This is a genomic window from Rhizobium sp. N324 (assembly GCF_001664485.1).
In the GTDB taxonomy this organism is placed as follows: domain Bacteria; phylum Pseudomonadota; class Alphaproteobacteria; order Rhizobiales; family Rhizobiaceae; genus Rhizobium.
Genome location: NZ_CP013634.1, coordinates 252,369 through 277,605, shown reverse-complemented (window position 1 = coordinate 277,605; position 25,237 = coordinate 252,369). Strand labels below are relative to the sequence as shown.

The following is a 25,237-nucleotide window of genomic DNA, read 5'->3' as shown; positions in this document are numbered from 1 at the left end:
AAGGCAGTCTTTAGTGGCGGGATTGGATCGATTTCCTAGGCTTCCGTCAAAAGCGCCAAAGATATCAGAGCTCGATGCCGATGATGCGGCTGACAGCCGCCGCGACCTTCCTGAGATGGATTTCCATCGCCGCCTGGGCCTCGGCCTCCGCCGCTATGCGGATGGCTTCGACGATGGCGCGATGCTCTTCATTCGATTCCTGGCGGCGCGGCCCCAAAGCGGTCAGCAGCCCGGATTGCTGCGCCATCGCCTCGCGCACATCATCGACGATGTCGCGAAAGACGGCGTTCTTCGACGCCTCGGCGATCAGCCCGTGAAAATCCGAATCCAGCCGCACCCAGGCTTCGGTATTTTCTTCCTGCTCCATCCGGTCGCAAAGATGAAGCAGCCGGGACAGTTCGTCATCGCTTCGGCGCAGCGCCGCCCAGCCGGCAGCGGAGACTTCGACGAAGGGCCGCGCCTCCATCAGATCACGCGCCGAATAATCGCCGTAACGGATATCGCCGCCGCCGCGAGCCGCGAGCACATAGGTTCCGCTTCCCGTTCGCGTCTCCGTCAGCCCCAAAATCTGCAGCGAGCGCAGCGCTTCCCGCACGATCGGGCGGCTGACACCGTATTTCGCCGCGAGCTTGGCTTCCGACGGCAGCTTGGAACCTTCGGCAAACCGGCCGGAGACAATGAGATTGCGCAACTCCTCGAACACCAGTTCCGAGGCGCTTTTTCGACTGAGGATCGCGGAGTTGGAAAGCCAGTTTTCTAGATCATTCATCGTCTTGCGTTCGATCGGCAGCGCACCCGGATTTGGGGTGCAATTTAAAATCATACCTTCGGCGCAGTCCCTCTTTCATCGGCAATCCCGATGATGGACCGCTTGACCTCCAGCAGATGCTCCGCCATCGCTGTGCGCGCATCCCCCTCGCTGCCTGCCGCGATGGAATCCAGAATGCGGCGGTGCTCGGCGTTGGAGGCTTTGCGTCGTCCGCGGACATGCTCTACCAGTTCCGATTGCGTCGAAAGCGCGCCGCGGACATCGGCGACGACTTTCCTGAAGATCGTATTGCCCGAGGCTCCAGCGATCTCTCCATGAAACTCGGCGTCCATCCGCACCCATGTCTGGACGTCTTCCTCCTCGTCCATCCGGTCGCACAGGGATGCAAGCGACGCCAACTGCTCGTTCGAGCGCCGCAATGCCGCCCAGCCCGCCGCCGGGATCTCGATGCAGGGGCGGGCCTCCATCAGATCGCGGGCGGAATAGGCGCCGCCGCCGAGCTGCCGCGCCGGGCTTTCCGAAACGACGAAAGTGCCCCGGCCGGTCCTGGTTTGCGTGAACCCCAGCGTCTGCAGCGAGCGAAGCGCCTCACGCACGATCGCCCGGCTGATGCAGTAACGTTCGGCGAGTTGCACTTCCGCGGGAAGACGGGTTCCGAGCGCCAATTTCCGACCAACAATCGCCGTCCGGATATCTTCGAAGACCGCTTCGGCAGCGTTTCTCCGGCCTATCTCTTTCTTCTCCGACAGCCATGAATCCATATCCTGCATCGAAGGACGATGCGGGCATTCGAAAGAGCTGTCAAGCAACCGGACAGGTGCGCGCAGGCGCGCCGGCGGCATGCCGACGCGGGGCCTACCAGAGCTTCATATGGCGGTTGACGTCCTTGTAGAGCAGGTAGCGGAAGCGGCCGGGGCCGCCGGCGTAGCAGGCCTGCGGGCAGAAGGCGCGCAGCCACATGAAATCGCCGGCCTCGACCTCGACCCAATCCTGGTTGAGGCGATAGACGGCCTTGCCTTCCAGCACATAGAGCCCGTGTTCCATGACATGGGTTTCCATGAAGGGGATCACCGCGCCCGGTTCCAGCGTGACGATATTGACGTGCATGTCGTAGCGCACATCGGCCGGATCGATGAAGCGGGTCGTGCCCCAGCGGCCGTCGGTATCGGGCATGGCCCGGATCGGATGGTCGTCCTCATGGGTGACGATCGCCGGCGGCGGCTCCAACCCTTCGACCTCCTGAAACGCCTTTCGGACCCAGTGGAAGATTGCGGCGGCCGAGCCGTCGTTCTTCAGGCGCCAGGCCGAACCGGCGGGAATATAGACGAAGGAACCGGCGCGCAGCGTATGGCTGACGCCTTCGAGCTCCACCGTCATGCCGCCTTCGACGACGAAGAGCACAGCCTCGGCGCGGCTGTCCGGCTCCGGCCGGTCGCTTCCGCCGCCCGGCTGAACCTCCATCACATATTGCGAGAAGGTTTCGGAAAAGCCGGAGAGCGGGCGGGAAAGAACCCATGCCCGCGTTCCCGTCCAATGCGGCAGGAGGCTGGTGACGATATCGCTCATGACGCCGCGGGGGATGACCGCGTAAGCCGTGGTGAAAACGGCTCTGCCGGAAAGCAACTGGGTCTGCGGCGGCAAACCGCCGAGCTTCGAAAAATACTCTGTCTTGTCCATTGATGCGGCTTTCCAGGCAGGTGTCTCCGCATCTGCTTTATGCGCCGCCGGTCCGTTAGGCAACTCCCAACGCCTTTCGCTACCGGTCGGCCATCACCAGATGGCCCGGCCCGACTTCACGATACAAGGTGGCCGGAGGCTGGTAATCGACTGATCGCATCGGGCTCTTGATCTCATCATTCGCCACCATGCGTTTTTCGTGGCGGCGGTCGGGATCGGGCACCGGCACGGCGGCGATGAGTTTTTTCGTATAGGGATGCTGCGGGCTTTCGAAGACGGCGGCGCGCGGGCCGATTTCGACGATTTCGCCCAGATACATCACCGCGACGCGATGGCTGACGCGCTCGACCACGGCCATGTCGTGCGAGATGAACAGGAAGGCGAGGTTGAGGCTCTGCTGCAGGTCGAGCATCAGGTTGATGACCTGCGCCTTGATCGAAACATCGAGCGCCGACACGCTTTCGTCGGCGACGATCACCTTCGGCTGCAAAGCGAGCGCCCGGGCGATGCAGATGCGCTGCCGCTGGCCGCCGGAAAATTCATGCGGGTAACGCGAAGCCATCTCGGGAGAGAGCCCGACCTTGACCAGCAGGTCCGCCACGACCTCCCTTGCCTGCTTCGAATTGCCCATCCGGTGCTCGAGATAGGGCTCGGCGATCGCCGCCCCCACCGTCATGCGCGGATTGAGACTGGCGAAGGGATCCTGGAAGATCATCTGCACGGATTTGCGCATCTCGCGCAAATCCCCCTTGTCGAGACCGAGCACCTCCCTGCCCTCGACGAGAACGGAGCCCGCCTGCGGCTCGATGAGACGCATGATAGCGCGCCCGGTCGTCGACTTGCCGCAGCCGGATTCACCGACGAGCGACAGGGTTTCGCCGGCGTGCAGATCGAAGGAGACGTTTTCGACAGCATGCACGCGGCTGGTCAGCCGGCCGAACAGGCCGGAATGAATGTCGAAACGCTTGGTGAGGTTCCTCACCTGCAAGACCGGCGTTGCGGCGACGGTATCGGCAGCCTCGGCCGGACTATCCGACTGACCCGTCGCCGTGTTGACCACGGGAAAACGCAGCGGCCGCTGGCGGCCCTGCATCGAGCCGAGCACCGGCACGGCCGACAGCAGTGCCCTCGTATAGGGATGTTTGCCGCGGTGAAAAATATCGGCGGTGGGGCCGCTTTCGACCTGCTCGCCGCGATACATCACCACCGTCCTGTCGGCGATCTCGGCGACGACGCCCATATCATGGGTGATGAAGAGAACGGAGGTCCCCTCCTCTTCCTGCAGCATCTTGATGAGATCGAGGATCTGGCCCTGGATCGTCACGTCGAGGGCCGTCGTCGGCTCGTCGGCGATCAGCAGTTTGGGCCGGCTGGCGAGCGCCATGGCGATCATCACCCGCTGGCGCATGCCGCCGGAAAAACGATGCGGATATTCGTCGAAGCGCGAGGCGGCCGAGGGGATGCGAACTTTTTCCAGCAGCCTGATCGTCTCGGCCCTGGCATCGGCCCGGCTGACATCGGAATGGCAGAGCAGCGCTTCGGAAATCTGATCGCCGATGGTGAAGAGCGGATTGAGAGATGTCATCGGCTCCTGGAAGATCATCGCCACCTCATTACCGCGCACCTGCCGCATGGCCTGTTCCGGCAAGGCCAGCAGGTCGCGTCCGCCGAGCCTGACCCGGCCCTCGACACGGCTTGTGTCGGCCTGCAGCAGCCGCATGATCGACAGCGACGTGACACTCTTGCCCGAGCCGGATTCGCCGACGATCGCCACCGTCTCGCCGGGCGCGACGGTGAAGGAGATGTCGCGCACCACAGGCTTCCAGGCGCCGTCGACCAGAAAGGACGTCGTCAGCCCCTCGACGGAAAGAACGGGGGTGGCTGTCTCGATCGATTGCGCCTGGACGCTGCTCATGTCGGTTCCTTCTACGTTCAATCCGGCCAGCGCAGCAGCCCGTCGAAGCGGTGCCGGCTGCGGTTTTCGATCGGGGTTGCGATGATTTCGTTGGAGGCGCGCGCCTTGTCGAGTTCCTCGGCCAGGCGATTTGCGACGATGCCCTCCTGGCCCGGATGCAGGTTGCACGGGTCGAGGTAGAAATAGCGGTGCTCCACCTCATGGTCGCGCACGATGATCGGCGGGCTGCCCTTCGCCAGCGCATCGGCGAGATCCCAGGCCGTGATATGGGCCTGCTCGGCATCGACGATCAGGCGCAGCCGCTCAAGCGGATTGTTGGTCGGATCGGGCTCGATCAGCGCCGTGACGCCGGGACGGCCATCGAGCGTGCGTTTCCACAGGTTGAGATAGCTGGTCTCGCGCTCGCGGATGCCGGCATGATCGCGCTTTTCCCAGGCTTCGAGTGCGGCCATGACGCCGAAGATGCTTTCCTTGCCGACCTTCATGCCGCGGCCGATTCCCATATTCTGCAGGAAGGCATGGCGCACCAGCTCCTTGCGGCCGGCAACGATGCCAGACGTCGGGCCGCCGAGGAATTTGTGGCCGGAATAGAGGGCGATATCGGCCCCCTGCTCCAGGAAGATCCGGAGATCATATTCCGAGGCGGCATCGACGATCACAGGCACACCTCTGGCATGAGCGATCTCGACGAATTCCTTGAGGTTCAGCAGGCCGTAATCGACGACATGGTGGGAGACGACATAGACGGCGGCGGCGGTCTTTTCGGTGATCGCCTTTTCCATGTGGAAGCGATGCGTCGAGGTTGCCTGGCCGATCAATACGACCTTGCCGCCGGCAAGCCGGATCGCCTGATCGACCGGCGCGCCGTAGCTGACCACATGGCCCATCTGCACCAGCACCTCGTTCTTCTCGGGCACTACATCCGGCAGCTTTTCGATCGCCAGCAGATTGTCGCCGGTGATGGCGCCGGCGACCGCCAGCGAAATGCCGGCCGAGCAGGAGGCGGTGACGAAGCCCGCCTCGCCGCCGGTCAGGCGGGCGATGACGGCGCTTGCCTTGCGCTGCAGGTCGTTGATCTCGACGAAATGCGGCAGGATCGATGCCATCGCCTCGACCGCCTCCGGCACGACGATCGAGGCGCCGAGGCTGGTCATCGTGCCGGATACGTTGATGACGGGGCGAAGGCCGAGCGAAGGTCTGATATCAGTGGGCATGAAGGTCTCCAGAAATCTCAGTCGAGGAACGGGCCATGGTGGCGCTGCTCCGAATATGAAAGCTCTCGTCAGCCATTCAAGGCGACGATCGCCTCAATTTCGACGGTGATGTTGCCGGGCAGCGAGCCGAAGCCGACGGCCGAGCGGGCATGTTCGCCGGCCGCGCCGAAGACCGCGATCAACAGATCCGAGCAACCGTTGATGACGCTCGGATGATCCTCGAATTCAGGCACGGCATTGACCATGCCGAGCAGCTTGACCACCCGCTTGACGCGGGAAAGATCGCCGAGCGCATCATGCATGACGGCGAGCAGATTGATGCCGGTCAGCCGCGCATGCCGGTAAGCCTCCTCGACACCGACATTGGCGCCGACTTTGCCGGCATGCAGGAAACCGTCGGCCTCGCGCGGCCCCTGGCCGGAGAGGTAAAGCATATTGCCCTCCACCACATGCGTCACGAAATTGGCGATCGGCGGCGGCGGTGGCGGCAGCTTTATGCCGAGGGCGGCTAACCGTTGGTAAGGCGAGTTCTCGACCTTGCCGGCGGCGGTTGGAAACTGATTCACGCAAACTCCTGTCATGCGAATTTGGATTGGCGAATTTTGGATTGGCCGATTTAGGTCGGCGGATTAAAGGTCCTTGCGAAGTCTTGGGTCGAGCATGTCCCTGAGGCCGTCGCCGACCATCTGCAGCGACAGCACCGAAAGGATGATGGCGACACCGGGAAACAGCGTCATCCAGTCGGCCTGGCCGATATATTGGCGGCCGGCGGCGATCATCGTTCCCCAGGTCGGGATCTCCGGGCTGACGCCGAGGCCGAGGAAGGAGAGACCAGCTTCGGCCAACATGGCGCTGGCGAAGAGGAACGTGGCCTGCACCAGGATCGGCGACAGCAGATTGCGCAGCACATGCCGGGTCATGATGTGGAAGGTGGAAATGCCGAGCGCCCTCGCCGCCTCGACATAGGGCAGTTCGCGGATAACCAGCGTCGATGCACGGACAATGCGGGCAAGGCGCGGGGAATAGACGATCGACAGCGCGATGATAACAGTGGTCAAGGACGGGCCGAGCGCAGCGACAAGGGCGATCGCCAGCAGAATATCCGGGAAGGCCATCATCGCGTCGATCAGCCGGGCGATCGGCGTATCGAGCTTCTGGAAGAAGCCGGCAAGCAGGCCAAGCGTGACGCCGATCACCGCCGACAGGCTGACGACCGCCGCACCGACGAGCAGCGACAGGCGGCCGGCAAAGATCGTGCGCGAGAAGACGTCGCGGCCGAACTCGTCCGTGCCGAAGAAGAAGGTGCCGCCTGGCGGCTTCAACCGGTTGACGATCGAAAGCTTGGAGGGCGAATAGGGCGCGACCATAGGCGCGAAGACCGCCAGCAGCACGAAGATCGCCAGGATCAGCAGGCCGAAGGCCACCGTCTTGCGCTTCAGCAGGCGGCGGACGAATTTGCCGCCTTCGCTCTCGGCTGATTTGATTGCGATATCGGCCATCAGTAGCGCACCCTCGGATCGACCAGCAGATAGAGCATGTCGATCGCAAAATTGATCAGCACGTAGAGGGCGGCGATGACCAGCAGCGCCCCCTGGATGACGGGGTAATCGCGGCGCAGCACCGCTGAGACCACTAGATTGCCCACGCCGGGAAGGCCGAAGACCGTTTCGGTGACGACGGCACCCGATATCAGCACCGCCGCCGTCAGGCCGAGCACCGTCAGGATCGGGATCAGCGCATTCTTCAGCGCGTGCTTGAGGATGACCTTGCGCTCGATCAGCCCCTTGGCGCGCGCCGTGCGGATATAATCGTCGCCGAGCACATCGAGCATCGAGGCGCGGGTGAAGCGCAGGATCAGCGCCGAGGAGACGATGCCGAGCGCAAAGGCCGGCAGCGTCAGGTGATACATCCGGTCCGCGAAGGTTGAGCCGGGGCCGCCATAGCCCGAAACCGGGAAGAGATTGAGCCGGACGGCGAAGAACTGCATCAGGATGAGGCCGAGCCAGAAGCTCGGAATGCTGGCGGCAAACATCGCCAGCGTCGTTGCCGCCTGGTCGACGAAGGAGCCGCGCCGATAGGCGGCATAGATGCCGATCGGCAGCGCGATGATGCTCGCGATGGCAAGCGAAAACAGCGTCAGGAAGAAGGTCGGTTCGGCGCGGTCGAGTAGCGCTGAGGTGACCGGCATGTTGAGGAAGATCGACTGGCCGAGATCACCCTTCAGCAGCTGGCCGATATAATAGACATATTGCAGGCCGAGCGACTGATCGAGCCCGAGCCTGGCTCGAAGATCGGCAACATCCTGCGGCGTCGCATCCGGCCCGAGCATGACGGCGGCCGGATCGCCCGGCGTCACCCGCACGATGACGAAGACGATCGTGACGACGAGAAACATCACGACGATCATGCCGAACAGGCGCTGGAGGATGTAGCGGATCATCCGAACATTGCTCCTCGGCTTGGTCCATGTCCGTGTCGTAGCGGAATCCGCCGCCCTCCCTCATCCCTGTGCTTGACACAGGGATCCAGCCACGGCGCGTCTGCGCCGTGATTGACCTTTATCGGTTCAAGAAATCCTCCGCGCCCAAGGACTTGGGCGTGCTGGATTCCTGTGACAAGCACAGGAATGAGGGAGCAAGTAGCGGCCACCGAAATCACTCCATCACTTCTTGATCGAAGCGTTCCAGAAATACGGCCAGGGGGCCGGATCGACGCCTTCGAGCTTGACCGATTTCGCCGAGACCGCGTTGAAATCGCCGATCTTTATGAAGGGCGCGTCTGTATAGATAGCCTTCTGGACATCGGCCCAGAGTGCCACGCGCTTCGTCGGGTCCACCTCGGAGGTGAAGGCATCGACAGCGGCCTTGCGGGCCGGCGTATCCCACCAGCCGGGCGAGCTGGTCGAGAGCGAACCGATGAGGGCCGGTTCCGGAAGGAAGGGGCTGTGGGTGATGTAGATATCCCAGAGCTTCGGATCGGTGCGGCGCTGCGTCAGCGTCGCCCAGTCGACCACCTGCATATCGACGGTGAAGCCGGCAAGCTTCAGATATTCGGCGGCGACCTGCGCCATCTTGTAATGGAATTCATACTGGCGGCTGGTCAGGATGCGGATCGGCTCGCCGTTATAACCGGCCTTCTTGGCGGCCGCCGCCGCCCCTTCCGGATCGGCGACATTATAGGCACCCTCGACGCCGTCATCCGTCGACCAGGAGAATGTCTTCGGATAGATGGCGCCGTCGAGCGCATAAAAATCCTTGCTGCCGAAAGCGGCGGCCAGCATGTCTTCCATGCTGAGCGCCTGGCGGATCGCCTTGCGGACCTCGACATTCGCAGCAACGCCTTCCCTAGTGTTGAAGACGAAGACCGGATAACCGAAGGGCTTCAGCATGACCGGCTGCGAGGCTGTGGAAGCCTTCACCTTGTCGTAGGATTCGACGGCGATCGAATCGACATAATCATACTGGCCGGAGATCGCGGCCTCGACGCGGGTGTTCGGATCCGGCACCGGCACGAAGCGGATTTCATCGAGATATTGATGGCGGGCGCCGCCATAGCCGTTGCTGTCGCCTTCGCGGGACTTGTAGCCGTCGAAGCGGACGAGCTGGATATACTGGTCGGCCTTGCGCTCCTTCAGCATATAGGGGCCGGTGCCGATGAACTCCTTCATCGGCTCGTCCTGCTTTTCCGAGGGGATGATGATCGCCGCCGAATTGTTGAAGGCAAGCAGTGAGGTCAGCGGCGCATAGGGCTGCTTCAACGTGATCGTGACGGTTGCGGGATCGGCAGCCGTGATCTTGTCGATGAAGCCGGCCACCTGCTTGCCGCGCGAGGCGATCTTCATCCAGCGGCTGAGCGAAGCGACGACATCGTGCGAGGTCATGTCGCTATTGTCGTGGAACTTGATGCCGGTCCTGAGCTTGATCGTATAGGTTTTGCCGTCGGCACTGATCTCAGGCAGGCTTTCGGCCAGCAGCGGCGTGACATTCCAGCTCTTGTCGAAGGTGTAGAGCGTTTCGAAAATATGCTGCGTGACGATGCCGACAAGATCGGCCGTCGACGACATCGGATCGAGCGTCGGCGGCTCGCCGATCGTCGCGACATTGATGACGCCGCCCTTTTCCTGGGCAAAGAGGGTCGAAGGCAGGGCGACAAGCGCAGTGCCGAGCAGGAATGCGACAAGCGTTTTCATGTGATGGCTCCCCTTCAGTTCCACAATTATGTAATTCATCTTTTTGTAACAGAATAAGAGATGAAGTGGTGGTGTCAAGCGGAAGCCGCGGATTATATCGTGGGACGAGGATCAGGATGGCGAAAGCGGACCGTATCACCGGCTTCGGCTGGCCACCTGCGCAAAGGCTGCGCATGATGCGGGCTGAAGAATCGGCAGCGGCAGCGGCAGAGCGTCAATAAGGAGAGGGTGGAATGAACATCGATTTCAACGGTGGAAAATGGCTGAACGAACCGGCCAGCTGGCGCGTGGACGACTCCGCCCTCACCCTGACCACCGGCGAGAAAACCGATTTCTGGCGGGAAACCTATTACGGCTTCACCCGCGACAGCGGCCATTTCCTCGCCTTTCCCACGCTCGAGAGCTTCACCGCCCAGATCCGCATCCAGGGCGAATTCCGCACCCTCTACGATCAGGCCGGCCTGATGGTGCGCCTCGACGAAAGCCGCTGGGTCAAGACAGGCGTCGAATTCACCGACGGCGAAGCCTTCCTTAGCACCGTCGTCACCGACGGCAGGTCCGACTGGTCGGTGTCGCAACCCTTCAAGGAGCTGGAGGATTTCCACATCCGCGTGACCGTCGCCAACGGCGCCCTGCGCATCCAGGCCTCTCGCGACGGCAGCTTCTGGCCGCTGCTGCGGTTAGCGCCGTTTCCGGTTGCCGAGCGCTACGAGGTCGGGCCGACGGCCTGTACGCCGGAACGGAGTGGGCTGAGGGTGCGGTTTTCCGAGTTTTCGATCAGGCCGGCAATTACGACGGATCTGCATGATTTGAGCTAAGAGCTGGGCGATGCTCAGATTATCTTAGAGCCAACCGCAGCAACGTTAACGCAGAACCGCAGCAGTCACGCTGCCCGCTTGCGTCATGTCCGATCAGTCGCAGGACAGTCATTTTCGAGATGACATCCGCGCCGTTCTCTGCGAAAAAGAGCGCGATGAGAGACAGGGGCGCCCGTCGACAGACGGGCTGAGAAGCACCCTTCGAACCTGAACCGGATAATGCCGGCGGAGGGAGTCGCTCGGGGTCGCGGCTCACCGCACGAATGACCCCGTGCCCGCCCCCGCCTGAAAGGGGCAACATGCAGACTAGGACCACACCAGGAGCCATGCTGACGGCGATGCGCGAAAAGCCGCCGCTCGTTCAGTGCATCACCAACTATGTCGCCATGAATGTCGCCGCCAATGTTCTCTTGGCCGCCGGCGCCTCGCCGGCCATGGTGCATGCCGCCGAAGAAGCAGGCGAGTTCGCCGGCATTGCAAATGCGCTGACCGTCAATATCGGCACGCTGTCGACGCAATGGATCGACGGCATGCGGGCGGCGGCGAAGGCGGCGAACTCGGCCGGCAAACCCTGGGTGCTCGACCCGGTCGCCCACTACGCCACGGCTTTCCGCCGCGACGCGGTTGCCGGTCTGCTGGCACTGAAGCCGACGATCATCCGCGGCAACGCCTCCGAGATCATCGCGCTCGCCGGCGGCGAGAGCCGCGGCCAAGGTGTCGACAGCCGCGATCCGGTCGAGCAGGCCGAAGATTCGGCGCGATGGCTGGCTGAGCGCCAGCAGGCGGTCGTCGCCGTCACCGGTGCGGTCGATTTCGTCACCGACGGTGAAAAGGCGGTGCGCATCACAGGCGGATCGGCCTTGATGCCGCAGGTCACCGCGCTCGGCTGCTCGCTGACCTGCCTCGTCGGCGCCTTTGCCGCCACAGCACCCGAAGATATCTTCGGCGCGACGGTCGCGGCACTCGCAACCTTCGCCATCGCCGGCGAAGATGCCGCGCTCGGTGCGGCCGGGCCCGGCTCCTTCGCCTGGCGTTTCCTCGATGCGCTGAACGCGCTCGACGGCGAAACGCTCGATGCCCGGGCAAGGATCTCGGTCGCATGAAGCTCTTCGATCTGTCGCTCTATCTCGTCCTCGACCCCGATCTCTGCGCCGGGATCGGCATGGTCGAGACCGCGCGGCGTGCCGTTGCTGGCGGCGCGACGATGGTGCAGTTGCGCGACAAACATGCCGGCACGGCCGGGATGATCGAGACCGGACGCGCCTTGAAACAGGCGCTTGATGGCACCGGCGCACGCCTCGTCGTCAACGACGATGTCGAGGCGGCGATTGCCATCGGCGCCGATGGGTTGCATATCGGCCAGGAGGACATGGATGCGGTGAGAGCGCGGGCGATGATCGGCCCCGACATGATCCTCGGCCTGTCGGTCGAAACCGCGGCGCTTGCTGCTGCCGTCGATCCCGATCTCGTCGATTATACCGGCGTCGGGCCGGTGTTTGCGACGCCGACCAAGGCCGACCACAAGCAGCCGATCGGTTTTGACGGTCTTGCCAACCTGGTAAAGGCCTCGCCCGTGCCCTCGGTTGCCATCGGCGGGCTCAAGGCGGAGCATGTGGCCGAAGTCTTTGCCGCAGGCGCAAGCGGGCTTGCCGTTGTCTCCGCCATTTGCGGCGCGCCGGATCCGGAAGCCGCCACACGCCGCATCGCCGCAGAAATTCGAAAGGCCCGCGCATGATCCGCAACGTCCTCTCCATCGCCGGCTCGGATCCCTCGGGCGGCGCCGGCATTCAGGCCGACCTCAAGGCCTTCTCCGCCCGCGGCGTCTACGGCATGGCGGTGCTGACCGCGCTGACAGCGCAAAACACCCAAGGGGTCACCGGCGTGCATCTGGTGCCGCCCCCCTTCGTCGCCGATCAAATCAAGGCCGTCTTTGCCGATGTGCGCGTCGATGCGGTCAAGATCGGCATGATCGCCAATGCCGGCATCGCCGAGGCCGTCGCCACAGCCCTCGACGCAGCTCTGGCCGCAGCACCGGCCGACCGCCGCGGCATCCCCATCGTCATCGACCCCGTGATGATCGCCAAGGGCGGTGCCGCGCTGCTGGCACCCGAAGCCGTCGATGTGCTCAGCCGCCGCCTGCTGCCGCTGGCGACGCTGCTGACCCCGAACCTGCCGGAGGCCGCCGCCCTGCTGCATCAGCCGGTGGCGACGAACCGGGCGGAAATGGCGGCGCAGGCCGAACAGCTGCGCGCGCTCGGCCCGGCCGCCGTGCTGGTCAAAGGCGGCCATCTTGACAGTGACGACAGCCCCGACGTGCTGGCCGCCGCCGACGGGCTGCACTGGTTCGAAGCCCAGCGGGTGCCGACCAAGAACACCCACGGCACCGGCTGCACGCTGTCGAGCGCGTTGGCGGCCGAGCTTGCCAAGGGCGCTTCGGCTGAAGAGGCTGTCGCCATCGCCAAGGATTACCTCGCCGGCGCGGTTGCGGCCGCCGGCAGCCTTACCGTCGGCTCCGGCCACGGGCCGGTGCAGCATTTTCATGCGCTTTGGCGCGTGGACCGATAGGCGCCCACATCGACGCACCCATTCCATCAAAACGGCTCGGGCTCCCCGGGCCGTTTTTGCGTTCAGCAGCCGGCTTGGTTTCGAGCGGGGCATCACGACGAGCAGCCTCGCGCCATTTGAAAAACTCTGTTGACAAGCTCAATCGGATAGCCAAATCTATGTCATTAAAAGGGGATATATTCTTTAATAAAAGAATATCAGGAGGAGAGACGGGTGCCAGACCTGCTTGTGAGTCTATACTCGACGAAGCTCTCCGACCTGGAACGGAAAGCCGATCATGTCGGCGTCTCCATCCGCCCGGCCCTTCCCCCGGAATTGCATATCGTCGTCAACTGGGTTCGCGAACACTTCAGCGAGAACTGGGCAAGCGAGGTTTCGGTCGCCTTCTCCCGCCAGCCCGTCGCCTGCCTGATCGCCATCGAAGGCCATGAGCTGCTCGGCTTTGCCTGCTATGACACGACGGCGCGCGGCTTCTTCGGCCCGACCGGCGTTGACCCGCAAGCGCGCGGCAAGGGCGTCGGTCTCGCTTTATTTTCCGCCTGCCTTCACACCATGAAGACGCTCGGCCATGCCTATGCCTTCATCGGCGATGCCGGCCCCGTCGATTTCTACGCCCGAACCGCAGGCGCCATCACTATCCCCGCCCCCGACAAGGGCATTTACGAAGGCATGCTGAGAAGCATGCCGAAATGACCATCTGATCCCGGAGTTATAGACTTGTCCTCGACCCCGCTCGCCCTTTTTGTCGGCCTTCCCAATCCGGTTCTTTCGGATGATGAATTTGCGCTGTTTCGTGAGACCAATCCGCTCGGCCTCTTCGTCGGCCGGCGCAATCAGCGCGAGCCGGAGCAGACAAAACGGCTGATCGAGCGCTTTCGCGAAGCCGTCGGCCGCGACGACGCCCCCGTCTTCACCGACCAGGAGGGCGGCCGCGTCCAGCATCTCGATGCCGGCCCCTGGCCGCTCTTCCGCAGCTTCGGGCAGTTTGCCGAACTGGCGCGCCGCGATGTCGAGCTCGGCAAGAAAGCATTGCGCCTTTCCTCCCAGGCCATGGGCGCGATGATGACGGAACTGGGCCTTTCGAGCGGCTGCTCGCCCGTTCTCGACCTCGTCTTCGAGACGACGAGCGCGGTCATCGGCGCCCGCTCCTTCGGCCCCGATCCCGATGTCATCGCCGCCCTCGGCCGCGAGGTGGTCGACGGCCTGCTCGAGACCGGCAACATGCCCGTGATGAAGCATATTCCCGGGCATGGCCGGGCAACGCTCGATTCCCACAAGGAGCGGCCGGTGGTCGATGCCAGCCGCGAAACGCTCACCGCCACCGATTTCAAACCCTTCGTCGCGCTGAAGGATACGCCCTGGGCCATGGTCGCCCACGTCGTCTATTCGGCCTACGACAAGGAGCTGCCGGCCTCCGTCTCGCCGGTCATGCACGACGTGATCCGCAACGATCTCGGCTATGAAGGCGTGCTGATCTCTGACTGCATCTTCATGGAATCGCTCGCCGGCACATTGCCGGAACGCGTCGAACAGGTGCTCAACGCCGGCTTCGACATCGCGCTCCACAGCCATGGCGATCTCAGGCAAAGCGAAGCCGCCGCCAAGGCCGCCCGGCCACTGACGGACGCCGCGCTCAAACGCATCGCCGCCGGCCAGGCTCGCCTCGGCAATCTTAAGATCGACGTCCGCGCCGCCCACCGCCAAGTCGAAGACATGTTTGCCAGCGCCTCGGTCTCCTGGCCGAGGCGCCATCTCTCACCGCATAAGAAAAAGGGGAATAGAACATGAAAAAATATCTTCTAGCAGCCGCTGCCCTGACACTGCTTTCGGGCTCCGCCATGGCGCAGACGGTCCTGACGGCCAATATCGAACCGGCGACGACCTGGGTGCGCAACTTCAATCCGTTCAATCAGACCTCGGCGCGCCAGTCGACGCTCGATTTCATCTATGAGCCGCTGGTCATCTTCAATCGCTTCGACAGCAACAAGCCGGTCTACCGTCTGGCCGAAAGCTTCAAGCTCTCCGACGATCTGAAGAGCATCGATTTCAAGCTACGCCCCGACCTGAAATGGTCGGACGGCAAGCCGCTGACCTCTGCCGACGTCACCTTCACCTATGCCTATCTGAAGAAATTCCCGGCGCTCGACTTCGTCAGCATCTGGAGCTTCGTCACCGATGTCAAAGCCGTCGATGCCCAGACCGTGCGCTTCACGCTCGCCAATCCGAGCTCACTCGCCGCCGAGCAGATCTCGCAGCTGCCGATCGTTCCGGAACATGTCTGGAAGGATGTCGCAGATCCCGTCACCTTCGCCAACGAGAACCCGGTCGGCAGCGGACCGCTGACCGAGGTCCCGCGTTTCACCGGCCAGACCTACGACCAGTGCCGCAACCCGAACTATTGGGACAATGCGCATCTGAAGGTCGATTGCATGCGCTTCCCGCAGCTGGCCGACAACAATCAGATGCTGACGGCAACGGCCGACGGCACGCTCGACTGGGGCGTCTCCTTCATTCCCGATATCGACAATGTTTACGTCTCGAAGGACCCGGCGCATTTCCACTACTGGTATTCGCCGAGCAGTATGGTCGCCTTCCTGTTCAACCTGGAAACAGCGAACGAAAACAACAAGAAGGCCTTCAACGACGTAAAATTCCGCCGCGCCGTCTCGATGGCGCTCGACCGCAAGACGATGATCGACGTCGCCGGCTACGGTTATCCGACGCTGAACGAAGATCCAGGCCTGATGGGCGAGCTTTACAAGAGCTGGTCGGACCCATCCATCAAGGCCGACTTCGGCAAGTTCGCGACCTATGACGCCGACGCTGCCAAGGCCCTGCTTGACGAGGCCGGTTACAAGGACAAGGACGGCGACGGCTTCCGCGACAATCCCGACGGCGGCAAGATTGCCTTCTCGATCATCGTCCCGAATTCCTGGACCGACTGGATCGACACCGTCAACATCGCTGTCGAAGGCATGCAGGCGGTCGGCATCGACGCCAAGATCGAAACGCCTGAAGAAGCGGTCTGGACCGGCAATTTGATCAACGGCAGCTTCGATGCGGCGATCAACAGCCTGCCGGCCTCGGCCTCGCCCTACTATCCCTACAAGCGCGCTTTCAGCGCTTCGGACAAGGGCAAGACCCGCTTCACCGCGCAGCGCTGGTTCAATCCGGATGTCGAGAAGCTCGTCGCCGAGTTCACCCAGACCGCAGACCTTGGCAAGCAGAAGGCCGCGATGAACAAGGCGCAGCGCATCGTCGCCGAGAACATGCCCGTCATTCCGGTGTTCAACAATCCGAACTGGTATCAGTACAACACCAAGCGCTTCACCGGCTGGTCGACCAAGGAAAACCCCTTCGTCAATCCGTCGATCTCGCGGACCAATCCGGCACGCCTCTTGAACCTCTTGGCTCTCGAACCCGTCAAGTAAGCATCGTAGTCCTCGGGAGCGGTAGCAAACGCCGCTCCCGTCACGACGGAGTTCCCATGGCCTTCCTGCTTCGCCGCCTCGTCTTCTACATGGCAGCCTTCATCGCGGCAGCGACGATCAATTTCTTCCTGCCGCGGCTGATGCCGGGCGATCCCGTGCAGATCATGTTCTCGAGCGCCGGCACCGAACTGCCGCCGGAAAGCCTGCAGGCGCTGAAGCTCACCTTCGGCTTCGTCGACGGTCCGCTCTGGCAGCAATATCTCACCTATCTCGGCAGCATTTTCACCGGCGATCTCGGCCGCTCGATCAAATATTTCCCGCTGCCGGTCACCTCGGTGCTCGGCCATGCCCTTGTCTGGACTGTCGCCCTGATGGGAACGGCGACGATTGTCAGCTTTGCGCTCGGCACGTTGCTCGGCATCGCCGCCGCCTGGCGCCGCGGCAGCAGGTTCGATGTCATCGTTTCCGTCGGCGCGATCTTCGCGACCTCGGTGCCGGCCGTCGTCACGTCGCTGATCGTGCTCTTCATCTTCGGCTTCACGCTCGGCTGGTTCCCGAACGGCTATGCCGCCGATCCCTCGCTCGATCCGGCCTTCAGCCTGCAATATATCGGCAGCGTCGCCTATCACGGTATCCTGCCGATGGTGACGCTCTGCACCGTGCTTATCGGCGGCTTCACCGTCACCATGCGTAATAACATGATCAACCTGCTCGGCGAGGACTATATCGTCATGGCCCGCGCCAAGGGCCTTTCCAATCGGCATGTGATGCTCTGGTACGCGGCGCGCAACGCCCTGCTGCCGACCGTTTCCAGCCTTGCCATCGCCATCGGCACCATTCTCGGCGGCTCGCTGGTGACCGAGGTCGTCTATAACTATCCGGGCCTCGGCAATATTCTCTACCAGGCGATCCTCGCCCGCGATTATCCCGTCATCCAGGGCCAGTTGCTCATCATGACCGCGACCATGCTGATCGCCAATTTCATCGTCGACGTCAGTTATATCCTGCTCGACCCGCGGCTGAAGGGAGCGTGAAATGAAGAGCCTGCTGCGAAACCGCAAGGCGCTCACCGGCCTCGCCATCATCGCCTTCATCATCATCGTCGCGGTCGCAGCGCCGCTGCTGACGCAATACGACCCCGCCGCCCGCACCGGGCGGCCGCATCAGCCGCCGTCGCTCGACCATATTCTCGGCACCACCCGTATCGGCCAGGACGTCTTCGCCCGGCTGATCTATGGCGCCCGCACCTCGCTGGCCGTCGGTTTCGGCGCCGGCCTGCTGATCACCGTCGTCGGCACCGCGCTCGGCATCATCGCCGGCTATCGCGGCGGCAAGACCGACGAGGTGATCAGCTTCTTCACCAACATGGTGCTGGTCGTTCCCAATCTGCCGCTGCTGCTGGTGCTCGCCGCCTTCATCGGCCAGGCAAGCCCGCTTGTCATCGCGCTGATCCTCGGCGCCACCTCCTGGGCCTGGGGCGCCCGTGTCACCCGCGCCGAAACGCTCTCCGTCAAGCACAAGGATTTCGTCAAATCGGCCGAGATGATGGGCGAGCCGCAATGGCGGATCATGACATTCGAGATCTTTCCCAATGTGATCTCGATCGTCGGCATCAATTTCATCGGCAGCGTCATCTTCGCTATTATCACCGAGGCGACGCTGGAATTTCTCGGCCTCGGGGATCCTCGCGCGATCTCCTGGGGCACGATGCTCTACAATGCGCAGAAGGCCTCGGCCCTCTCGGTCGGCGCCTGGTGGGACATCCTCACCCCCTGCTTCGCGCTCGCCTTCCTCGGCATCGGCATGTCGCTCTTGAATTTCGCCGTCGACGAGATCGCCAATCCGCGGCTGCGCACCGGCAATCATCTGAAGCGCTGGTCGCTGCTCGTTCGTTCCGGGGAGGGCCGCCTGTGACGCAGCCGCTGCTCTCGGTGAGGAACCTTTCGATCGACTATATCGGCGAGGAGAAGGATTTTCGCGCCGTCGACGATGTCAGCTTCGATGTCGCACCCGGCGAGGTCTTCGGCCTTGCCGGCGAATCCGGCTGCGGCAAGAGCACCATCGCCTTCGCCGTCAGCCGCCTGCACAGGCCGCCGGCGCTGATCCGCAAGGCGAGCCGCATCCTGCTCGACGGCCGCGACGTACTCGGTCTCGACCAGCAGGCGCTTGCCGCCTACCGTTGGCGCCAGGTCGCCATGGTCTTCCAGAGCGCCATGAATTCGCTGAACCCGGTGCTGCGCATCGAGGCGCAGTTCTACGATGTGCTGCGCACCCATAAGGGCATGAGCCGCACGCAAGCCCGCGAGCGCACCGCCGAGATGCTGACGCTCGTCGACATCGCGCCCGATCGCATGCGCGACTATCCGCATCAGTTTTCCGGCGGTATGCGCCAGCGCATCGTCATCGCCATCTGCATGGCGCTCGACCCGAAGCTCGTCATCATGGACGAGCCGACGACGGCGCTCGACGTCGTCGTTCAGCGCGAGATCCTGCAGCGCATCAACGAGCTGCGCCGCCGCTTCGGCTTCTCCGTACTGTTCATCACCCATGATCTCGGCCTGATGGTGCAGTTCTGCGACCGCATCGGCATCATGCTGTCCGGCAGGCTGGTGGAGCAAAATACCGCCGAGGCGATCTACCGGACGCCGCAGCATGATTACACGAAGAAGCTCTGGGCCTCCTTCCCCTCGCTGCATGGAGGCGTGCTGCTATGAGCGAAGCCATCCTTGCGCTCGACACGGTGACAAAGACCTTCGGCCACGGTGCGTCCGCCGTTCATGCTGCCCGCTCGATCTCCTTTTCGCTGCGCGCTGGCCGGGCACTGGCGCTCGTCGGCGAATCCGGCAGCGGCAAGACCACCTGCGCCCGTATGGCGATGCGCGAATATCTGCCGACATCGGGCCGCATTCTCTACAAAGGACGGCCGGTCGAGACGGCGAATTCGGCCGAGATCGCCCGCTACCGCCGCTCGGTGCAGATGATCTTCCAGGATCCCTTCGCCTCGCTGAACCCCGCCCATACCATCGCGCACCATCTCCGCCGGCCGCTGAAGCTGCATCGCCCCGACATCAAGGGAACCGAGATCGACGTCACCATCGGCGAACTGCTGCAGCGCGTCCGGCTCGATCCCGACCTCGTCGCGCCGAAATATCCGCATGAGCTCTCCGGCGGCCAGCGCCAGCGCGTCAACATTGCCCGTGCGCTTGCCGTCAGGCCGGAGGTGATCGTGGCGGACGAACCGACCTCAATGCTCGACGTTTCGGTCCGCCTCGGCGTGCTCAACCTGCTGAACGAGATGAAGCGAGAGATGAATCTCGGCCTGCTCTATATCACCCATGACATTGCCACCGCCCGTTATGTCGCCGAGGACATCGCCGTGATGTATGCCGGCCAGATCGTCGAATGGGGCAGCACCGCAAGGGTGATCGACAATCCGCTGCATCCCTATACCAGGCTGCTGCTCTCGGCCGTTCCCGATCCCGACGTCCGCTTCGAGGATCCGAAGGCGCGGCTGAGGCCCGACGAGGTGGAAGACATCCGCCGCCGTTCGGCCGCGGCCCAGGATGACATCGTCGAAGTGGAACCGGGTCATTTCACGCGGAGGATCTGAGGCGCTTCAGCTGAGTTCCTGGGCGAGTCCGAGGAGAAGTCCTTCGGGCCCTCTTATGTAGCAGAGCCGATATGTGTCTCCATACTGGACGACGTCGCCAACGAGCTGGGCCCCGCGCCCGCGGAGCCTTTCAAGCGTGTCGTCAATGTCATCAACGGTGAACATGACGCGGAGATAGCCGAGCGCGTTGACCGGGGCGTTGCGGTGGTCTGCGACGACATCGGGCATGAGGAAGCGGGAGAGCTCAAGCCGGCTGTGGCCATCAGGTGTGCGCATCATGGCAATCTCGACCCGCTGATCGCCCAGCCCCGTGATCCGCCCGGCCCATTCTCCTTCGACCATGGCCCGTCCTTCGAGCGCGAGGCCGAGCTCGCCAAAGAAATCAATCGCCGCGGTGAGGTCTTCGACGACGATTCCCACATTGTCCATTCGCTTGAGCGCCATGTTTCCAATCTCCAAACGTGTCGTTGCAATCTACGAGGCGTCCCCTCGTCCAGCAAAGGACGCTTGATGTGCGCCAACACCGACAGCCGTCCAAGCTTAATTCGCTGCTGTCCACCTCGGAAGCTTGAAGAACGGACCGCCTCAAACCGCCGCCCCGTTTTCAATCGGTCCCCAAGTCCTGCTCACTGGCCCCGCTCATCGCCCTATGCTAGGGGACGGTTCTTTCACGTGAGGCGAAACCGTCATGCTGCCCTGGATCCAGCTCGATTGCGCGACCATTCCCGGCGAAGGCGGCGAACTCAGGCTGAAGCAGCGCGGCAGCGAGTTCTCGATCATGCCCGGCGCCAACGAGCTGATGAACAGCCGCCTCAGCGGTTCGGAAGAGGCGCTGGCGACACTCTCCTGGGAGCGGATCAAGACGCATCCGAAACCGAAGGTGCTGATCGGCGGGCTCGGCATGGGCTTTACCCTGCGCGCCGCTCTCGCCATCCTTCCCGAAGATGCCGGCGTCACCGTCGCCGAACTGGTGCCTGCCGTCGTCGCCTGGGCGCGCGGACAGATGGCTGAAGTATTCAAGGGCTGTCTCGACGATCCGCGCGTCGCCATCCATCAGGGGGATGTCGGCGAGGCGATCCGCGCCAGCAAGGGCGCTTATGACGCGATCCTGCTCGACGTCGACAATGGCCCGGACGGACTGACCCGCAAATCCAATGACCGGCTCTATGATTTCGCCGGCCTGCGCGCCGCCCGCGACGCGCTTCGCCCCGGCGGCGTGCTCGCCGTCTGGTCGTCCGGCCCCGATCCCGATTTCACCCGGCGGCTCAGGGACAGCGGCTTTTCCGTCGATGCCGTCAACACCCGCGCCAACGGCAAACGCGGCGGCGCCCGCCATGTCATCTGGCTGGCGGTGAAGCCGGTCCGCTGATCAAAGCTCTTCAACGGCTGAGGTGATATCGCCTGGGTCGGCTGGCCGAAGCGATCCTGCGGGCGGCATTGATGGCGCGGCGGGCGCCGGAGCGCAGCTGCGTGGTCTCGGCGCCGGCAATGACCAGGTCGAAGCCGAATTTCAGGAGTTCGCCGGCCCGCTCGCCGTCGGCGGCAAAGGCGCAGGCGAATTTGCCGTGGGCACGGCAGCGCGCGACGGCATGCTGCATGGCGCTGTCGATTTCGGCCGCGTTCGGCGCCACCTGATCGCCGTTCGACAGCGCGATCGAAAGGTCGGAAGGGCCGATGAAAATGCCGTCGATGCCGCTCACGCCGAGAATGCCGTCGATCGCGTCCAGCGCGGCATGGGTCTCGATCATGGCGATGGCGACGGTGAGCGCATTGGCATTCTTCAAATAATCGTCGGCCGACAGGCCGGTATGGTTCAGCGCCAATGACGGCCCCCAGCTGCGCTCGCCGACGGGCGGATATTTCGTCGTCCGGACCAGGGCTCTCGCATCGTCGGCCGAATTGATCATCGGCGCGATGATGCCGGAAGCGCCGGCATCGAGCAGACGCGAGGCGGAGGCGAAATCGCCGACCGGGATACGCGCCAGGGCCGGCTTGCCGGCAAGGCGAACCTGCGCGACGGCGTTGGCCGCCGACGGCATGTCCCACATGCCGTGCTGCATATCCAGCACGACGGCATCGAAGGCCTCCTGCGCCAGGTGGTTGACGAGCATGGCATCGGGAATGCCGACCCAGGCGGAGATCATCCCACCCCGGCTGCCCCTGATCCTGTCCGCAAAGCCGTCGATGTCAGCTGCACCCATGCCGTTCTCCTCAATTCGTCAGCGCCCAGCGACGGCTCACACTCTCCGGCGCAGTCGTGAGACGATGATCATGACGGCAATGCCGGCCGCGGCCAGAAGAGCGCCCCACAGGATCCAGATCGTTTGCGCGATCATGAAGCTGGAGGCCGGATAGGGAAAATAGCCGCTTCCCTGCCCGATCCAGATCAGCCCGAGAAGGATCATAAGCAGTCCGATGATATGTCCGATCGTTCGCATGCGTACGCCACTTTCGCTATGGATTCGATCCCACAATGTCCGGCGGCATCGCCGATGACAAGGCTTCCCCGGAGAGAAATGCAGCCGTGCTAACTGCTCCGCTTCACCTCATCCAATAGCCAGGCACTGAGCCTCTCGCCGTGCGCGCTTGGAGATCGCGGCGGCACCAGCCAGTAACCGCGGTCCTGTACATCGAGCGGCGGGCCGGCTTCGACCAGCATGTCCGCGGAGAGCAGCGTATCGACGAGCCCCATCCAGCCGATCGCCACGCCCTGCCCGCTCAGCGCCGCCTGAATAACCAGCGAATAGGTATTGAAGCTGATATCGCCGCGGCCGGCATTGATGTCGCGCAGGACGGAGAATTCAGAGAAATAGCTGCGCCAGTCGAACCAGGGCGATGGCATCGGCGTGTCGAGATGGATCAGCACCGCCTTGGCGAGCTGCCCCGGATCGTCGAACGGGCCGTGGCGGTCGAGAAATCCCTGTGTGCAGACCGGCACGACCTTTTCCCGCAGCAGAAGCGTGCCGGTGGCGCCGAATTCCGCCCGCGTGCCGAATACGACCGCGACATCCGCCTCGTCGCGAAAGCCGGCTGAAAATCGCTGCGTCGCGACGATCTGGATGTCCGTTTCCGGGTGCAGAAGACGAAAGCCGTCCATGCGCGGGATCAGCCAGAGCGATGAAAAGGCATAGTCGGTTCTGAGCCCAACGACCGGTCTTTGGCCTTCGGCACGGAAACGGCGGGCGAGCGCATCGATGTCGGAGACGGCTTTGGCGGCGACCTCCAGAAGCCGCTCACCTTGCGCAGTCAGCGTCACGCCGCGATGCTGGCGGCGCAGCAGGCTGACGCCGAACTGCTCCTCCAGCCGGCGGATCTGATAGCTGACGGCCGGCTGGGTAAGCCGGAGCAGCGCTGCTGCCGACGAAAAGCTTCCAAGTCTGGCGACCTCGACGAAGATGCGCATCCAGCCAAGCTCCGGCGGGTGGTCCGGCATAAAAATTCCTTTGATGACCTATCGAAAAAAGGCCAGCTTTACAGGGGCGATAATAGCCGCTTCAATAAAATCTTCAAATAGCTAGAGGAACGATATGGCGCGCCCGAATATTCTCATCCTGATGGTCGACCAGTTGAACGGGACCCTCTTTCCCGATGGGCCTGCCGATTTCCTTCACGCGCCGCATCTGAAATCATTGGCGGAGCGTTCCGTGCGCTTCGCCAACACCTATACGGCAAGCCCGCTCTGCGCGCCGGCGCGGGCCTCCTTCATGTCCGGACAATTGCCGAGCCGGACGCGAGTCTACGACAATGCCGCTGAATTTGCCTCCGACATTCCGACCTATGCGCATCATCTGCGCGCCGCCGGATATCAGACGGCGCTGTCCGGCAAGATGCATTTCGTCGGCCCCGACCAGCTTCACGGCTTTGAAGAACGGCTGACGACGGATATTTACCCCGCCGATTTCGGCTGGACGCCCGATTATACCAAACCCGGCGAGCGCATCGACTGGTGGTATCACAATCTCGGCTCGGTCACCGGCGCCGGCGTCGCCGAGATCACCAATCAGATGGAATATGACGACGAGGTCGCCTACCACGCCAGCCGCAAGCTGTTCGACCTGTCGCGCGGCCAGGACGGGCGCCCCTGGTGCCTGACCGTCAGCTTCACCCATCCGCACGATCCCTATGTCGCGCGGCGCAAATTCTGGGACCTCTATGAGGATTGCCCGGCGCTCGACCCGGCGGTGGCGCCGATCGCCTTCGAGCAGCAGGATCCGCATTCGCAGCGGCTGATGAACGCCTGCGACCACGATGCTTTCGCCATCAGCCCCGAGGAGATCCGGCGGGCAAGGCGGGGCTACTTTGCCAATATCTCCTATGTCGACGATAAGATCGGCGAGATTCTCGGCGTGCTGGAGCGGACCCGGATGGCCGACAACACGATCGTCCTGTTCGTTTCCGATCATGGCGACATGCTCGGCGACCGCGGCCTCTGGTTCAAGATGAACTTCTTCGAAGGATCGGCGCGTGTTCCGCTGATGATCGCGGCCCCCGGTTGGAAGCCCGGGCGCATCGATCAGCCGGTCTCTACACTCGATGTCACGCCGACGCTGGCGGCTCTTGCCGGGATCGACATCACCGCGTTGAAACCATGGACCGAGGGCGAAAATCTCGTAGCGCTTGCCGAAGGTGCCGGCGGCCGCAGCCCCGTGCCGATGGAATATGCCGCGGAAGGCTCCGAAGCGCCGCTCGTTTGCCTCAGGGACGGGCGCTACAAGCTTTCGCTTTGCGTCAAGGACCCGCCGATGCTGTTCGACCTCGAAGCCGACCCGCAGGAACTCGATAATCTGGCGGCAAATCCGGCGCATGCCGATACTCTGGCGAGGCTCACCGACCAGGCCGGCCGGCGCTGGAACCTGGCCGATTTCGACGCCGCCGTGCGCGAAAGCCAGGCGCGCCGCTGGGTGGTCTATGCGGCCCTGCGCAACGGCGCTTATTATCCCTGGGATTATCAGCCGCTGCAGAAGGCCTCGGAGCGCTATATGCGCAACCACATGGACCTCAACGTGCTGGAGGAAAGCCAGAGATTTCCGCGCGAGGAATGAGCGTAAA

At 63.3% G+C, this 25,237-nt stretch carries 26 protein-coding genes and 1 riboswitch; of the genes, 13 read left to right on the top strand and 13 right to left on the bottom strand.

What is annotated here, in order from left to right:
• Nucleotides 1-64: 64 nt before the first annotated feature.
• The 9 genes from AMK05_RS28945 to AMK05_RS28905 all read right to left on the bottom strand — a co-directional run bounded on the left by AMK05_RS28945 (nucleotide 65) and on the right by AMK05_RS28905 (nucleotide 9,764).
• Complete coding sequence (locus AMK05_RS28945; RefSeq protein ID WP_064843840.1) at nucleotides 65-769, bottom strand: FadR/GntR family transcriptional regulator; 705 nt, start codon at nucleotides 767-769, stop codon at nucleotides 65-67.
• A gap of 50 nt (nucleotides 770-819) precedes the next feature.
• Nucleotides 820-1,539 carry a FadR/GntR family transcriptional regulator gene (locus tag AMK05_RS28940; protein WP_064843839.1) on the bottom strand — a complete coding sequence of 240 codons (720 nt, stop codon included), beginning with the start codon at nucleotides 1,537-1,539 and terminating at the stop codon, nucleotides 820-822.
• An 85-nt stretch (nucleotides 1,540-1,624) separates the two neighbouring features.
• On the bottom strand, nucleotides 1,625-2,446 hold the full coding sequence (locus AMK05_RS28935; protein WP_064843426.1) for a bifunctional allantoicase/(S)-ureidoglycine aminohydrolase: 822 nt from the start codon (nucleotides 2,444-2,446) through the stop codon (nucleotides 1,625-1,627).
• Nucleotides 2,447-2,525: 79 nt separating this feature from the next.
• Nucleotides 2,526-4,361, bottom strand: coding sequence for an ABC transporter ATP-binding protein (locus tag AMK05_RS28930; protein ID WP_064843424.1), 1,836 nt, complete (start codon nucleotides 4,359-4,361; stop codon nucleotides 2,526-2,528).
• Nucleotides 4,362-4,378: 17 nt separating this feature from the next.
• On the bottom strand, nucleotides 4,379-5,575 hold the full coding sequence (locus AMK05_RS28925; protein WP_064843422.1) for an aminotransferase class V-fold PLP-dependent enzyme: 1,197 nt from the start codon (nucleotides 5,573-5,575) through the stop codon (nucleotides 4,379-4,381).
• Between the two features lie 68 nt (nucleotides 5,576-5,643).
• The gene (locus AMK05_RS28920) at nucleotides 5,644-6,156 is read right to left on the bottom strand and encodes a RidA family protein (protein WP_054184500.1); all 513 of its coding nucleotides are present in this window, start codon (nucleotides 6,154-6,156) and stop codon (nucleotides 5,644-5,646) included.
• Between the two features lie 48 nt (nucleotides 6,157-6,204).
• Nucleotides 6,205-7,074: an ABC transporter permease gene (locus AMK05_RS28915; protein WP_064843420.1), complete on the bottom strand. Its 870-nt coding sequence runs from the start codon at nucleotides 7,072-7,074 to the stop codon at nucleotides 6,205-6,207.
• Nucleotides 7,074-8,015 carry an ABC transporter permease gene (locus AMK05_RS28910; RefSeq protein WP_064843418.1) on the bottom strand — a complete coding sequence of 314 codons (942 nt, stop codon included), beginning with the start codon at nucleotides 8,013-8,015 and terminating at the stop codon, nucleotides 7,074-7,076. The genes AMK05_RS28915 and AMK05_RS28910 overlap by 1 nt, the downstream gene beginning before the upstream one ends.
• Before the next feature lie 222 nt (nucleotides 8,016-8,237).
• Complete coding sequence (locus AMK05_RS28905) at nucleotides 8,238-9,764, bottom strand: ABC transporter substrate-binding protein (RefSeq protein WP_064843416.1); 1,527 nt, start codon at nucleotides 9,762-9,764, stop codon at nucleotides 8,238-8,240.
• Nucleotides 9,765-9,997: 233 nt separating this feature from the next.
• Between AMK05_RS28905 and AMK05_RS28900 the strand changes: the two genes are divergently transcribed.
• The 11 genes from AMK05_RS28900 (at nucleotide 9,998) to AMK05_RS28850 (ending at nucleotide 20,188) form a co-directional block, all read left to right on the top strand.
• Complete coding sequence (locus tag AMK05_RS28900) at nucleotides 9,998-10,582, top strand: DUF1349 domain-containing protein (protein WP_064843414.1); 585 nt, start codon at nucleotides 9,998-10,000, stop codon at nucleotides 10,580-10,582.
• A gap of 154 nt (nucleotides 10,583-10,736) precedes the next feature.
• A riboswitch (TPP riboswitch) is annotated at nucleotides 10,737-10,833 on the top strand.
• 48 nt (nucleotides 10,834-10,881) lie between these two features.
• On the top strand, nucleotides 10,882-11,685 hold the full coding sequence (thiM, locus tag AMK05_RS28895; RefSeq protein WP_064843412.1) for a hydroxyethylthiazole kinase: 804 nt from the start codon (nucleotides 10,882-10,884) through the stop codon (nucleotides 11,683-11,685).
• The gene (gene thiE, locus AMK05_RS28890; RefSeq protein ID WP_064843410.1) at nucleotides 11,682-12,317 is read left to right on the top strand and encodes a thiamine phosphate synthase; all 636 of its coding nucleotides are present in this window, start codon (nucleotides 11,682-11,684) and stop codon (nucleotides 12,315-12,317) included. The genes thiM and thiE overlap by 4 nt, the downstream gene beginning before the upstream one ends.
• Entirely contained in the window at nucleotides 12,314-13,147 is an 834-nt protein-coding gene (gene thiD / locus AMK05_RS28885) for a bifunctional hydroxymethylpyrimidine kinase/phosphomethylpyrimidine kinase (RefSeq protein WP_064843408.1), read from the top strand. The genes thiE and thiD overlap by 4 nt, the downstream gene beginning before the upstream one ends.
• A 213-nt stretch (nucleotides 13,148-13,360) precedes the next feature.
• On the top strand, nucleotides 13,361-13,840 hold the full coding sequence (locus AMK05_RS28880; protein WP_064843406.1) for a GNAT family N-acetyltransferase: 480 nt from the start codon (nucleotides 13,361-13,363) through the stop codon (nucleotides 13,838-13,840).
• 24 nt (nucleotides 13,841-13,864) lie between these two features.
• Nucleotides 13,865-14,935 carry a glycoside hydrolase family 3 N-terminal domain-containing protein gene (locus AMK05_RS28875; RefSeq protein WP_064843404.1) on the top strand — a complete coding sequence of 357 codons (1,071 nt, stop codon included), beginning with the start codon at nucleotides 13,865-13,867 and terminating at the stop codon, nucleotides 14,933-14,935.
• Nucleotides 14,932-16,578, top strand: a complete 1,647-nt coding sequence (locus AMK05_RS28870) for an ABC transporter substrate-binding protein (protein ID WP_064843401.1) — start codon at nucleotides 14,932-14,934, stop codon at nucleotides 16,576-16,578. The genes AMK05_RS28875 and AMK05_RS28870 overlap by 4 nt, the downstream gene beginning before the upstream one ends.
• A 56-nt stretch (nucleotides 16,579-16,634) precedes the next feature.
• Complete coding sequence (locus tag AMK05_RS28865; RefSeq protein WP_064843399.1) at nucleotides 16,635-17,612, top strand: ABC transporter permease; 978 nt, start codon at nucleotides 16,635-16,637, stop codon at nucleotides 17,610-17,612.
• A gap of 1 nt (nucleotide 17,613) precedes the next feature.
• Complete coding sequence (locus AMK05_RS28860; RefSeq protein ID WP_064843397.1) at nucleotides 17,614-18,492, top strand: ABC transporter permease; 879 nt, start codon at nucleotides 17,614-17,616, stop codon at nucleotides 18,490-18,492.
• Nucleotides 18,489-19,292 (top strand): ABC transporter ATP-binding protein, encoded by an 804-nt coding sequence (locus AMK05_RS28855; protein WP_064843395.1) that lies wholly within the window; start codon nucleotides 18,489-18,491, stop codon nucleotides 19,290-19,292. Before AMK05_RS28860 ends, AMK05_RS28855 begins: the two co-directional genes overlap by 4 nt.
• Nucleotides 19,289-20,188 carry an ABC transporter ATP-binding protein gene (locus AMK05_RS28850; protein WP_064843393.1) on the top strand — a complete coding sequence of 300 codons (900 nt, stop codon included), beginning with the start codon at nucleotides 19,289-19,291 and terminating at the stop codon, nucleotides 20,186-20,188. Before AMK05_RS28855 ends, AMK05_RS28850 begins: the two co-directional genes overlap by 4 nt.
• Nucleotides 20,189-20,194: 6 nt before the next feature.
• Here AMK05_RS28850 and AMK05_RS28845 read toward each other — a convergent pair whose 3' ends face one another.
• Complete coding sequence (locus tag AMK05_RS28845; RefSeq protein ID WP_064843391.1) at nucleotides 20,195-20,632, bottom strand: VOC family protein; 438 nt, start codon at nucleotides 20,630-20,632, stop codon at nucleotides 20,195-20,197.
• 244 nt (nucleotides 20,633-20,876) lie between these two features.
• Between AMK05_RS28845 and AMK05_RS28840 the strand changes: the two genes are divergently transcribed.
• Nucleotides 20,877-21,557 (top strand): spermidine synthase, encoded by a 681-nt coding sequence (locus AMK05_RS28840; protein ID WP_064843389.1) that lies wholly within the window; start codon nucleotides 20,877-20,879, stop codon nucleotides 21,555-21,557.
• 10 nt (nucleotides 21,558-21,567) lie between these two features.
• Here the strand turns inward: AMK05_RS28840 and AMK05_RS28835 are convergent, their stop codons facing one another.
• The 3 genes from AMK05_RS28835 to AMK05_RS28825 form a co-directional block, all read right to left on the bottom strand.
• Nucleotides 21,568-22,389, bottom strand: coding sequence for an HpcH/HpaI aldolase family protein (locus tag AMK05_RS28835; RefSeq protein ID WP_064843387.1), 822 nt, complete (start codon nucleotides 22,387-22,389; stop codon nucleotides 21,568-21,570).
• A 36-nt stretch (nucleotides 22,390-22,425) separates the two neighbouring features.
• Nucleotides 22,426-22,626 (bottom strand): hypothetical protein, encoded by a 201-nt coding sequence (locus AMK05_RS28830; protein ID WP_064843385.1) that lies wholly within the window; start codon nucleotides 22,624-22,626, stop codon nucleotides 22,426-22,428.
• Between the two features lie 89 nt (nucleotides 22,627-22,715).
• Nucleotides 22,716-23,621: a choline sulfate utilization transcriptional regulator gene (locus AMK05_RS28825; RefSeq protein ID WP_064843379.1), complete on the bottom strand. Its 906-nt coding sequence runs from the start codon at nucleotides 23,619-23,621 to the stop codon at nucleotides 22,716-22,718.
• 94 nt (nucleotides 23,622-23,715) lie between these two features.
• Here AMK05_RS28825 and betC point away from each other — a divergent pair, with 94 nt between their 5' ends.
• Entirely contained in the window at nucleotides 23,716-25,230 is a 1,515-nt protein-coding gene (betC, locus tag AMK05_RS28820; protein ID WP_064843377.1) for a choline-sulfatase, read from the top strand.
• The last annotated feature ends 7 nt before the right edge of the window (nucleotides 25,231-25,237 follow it).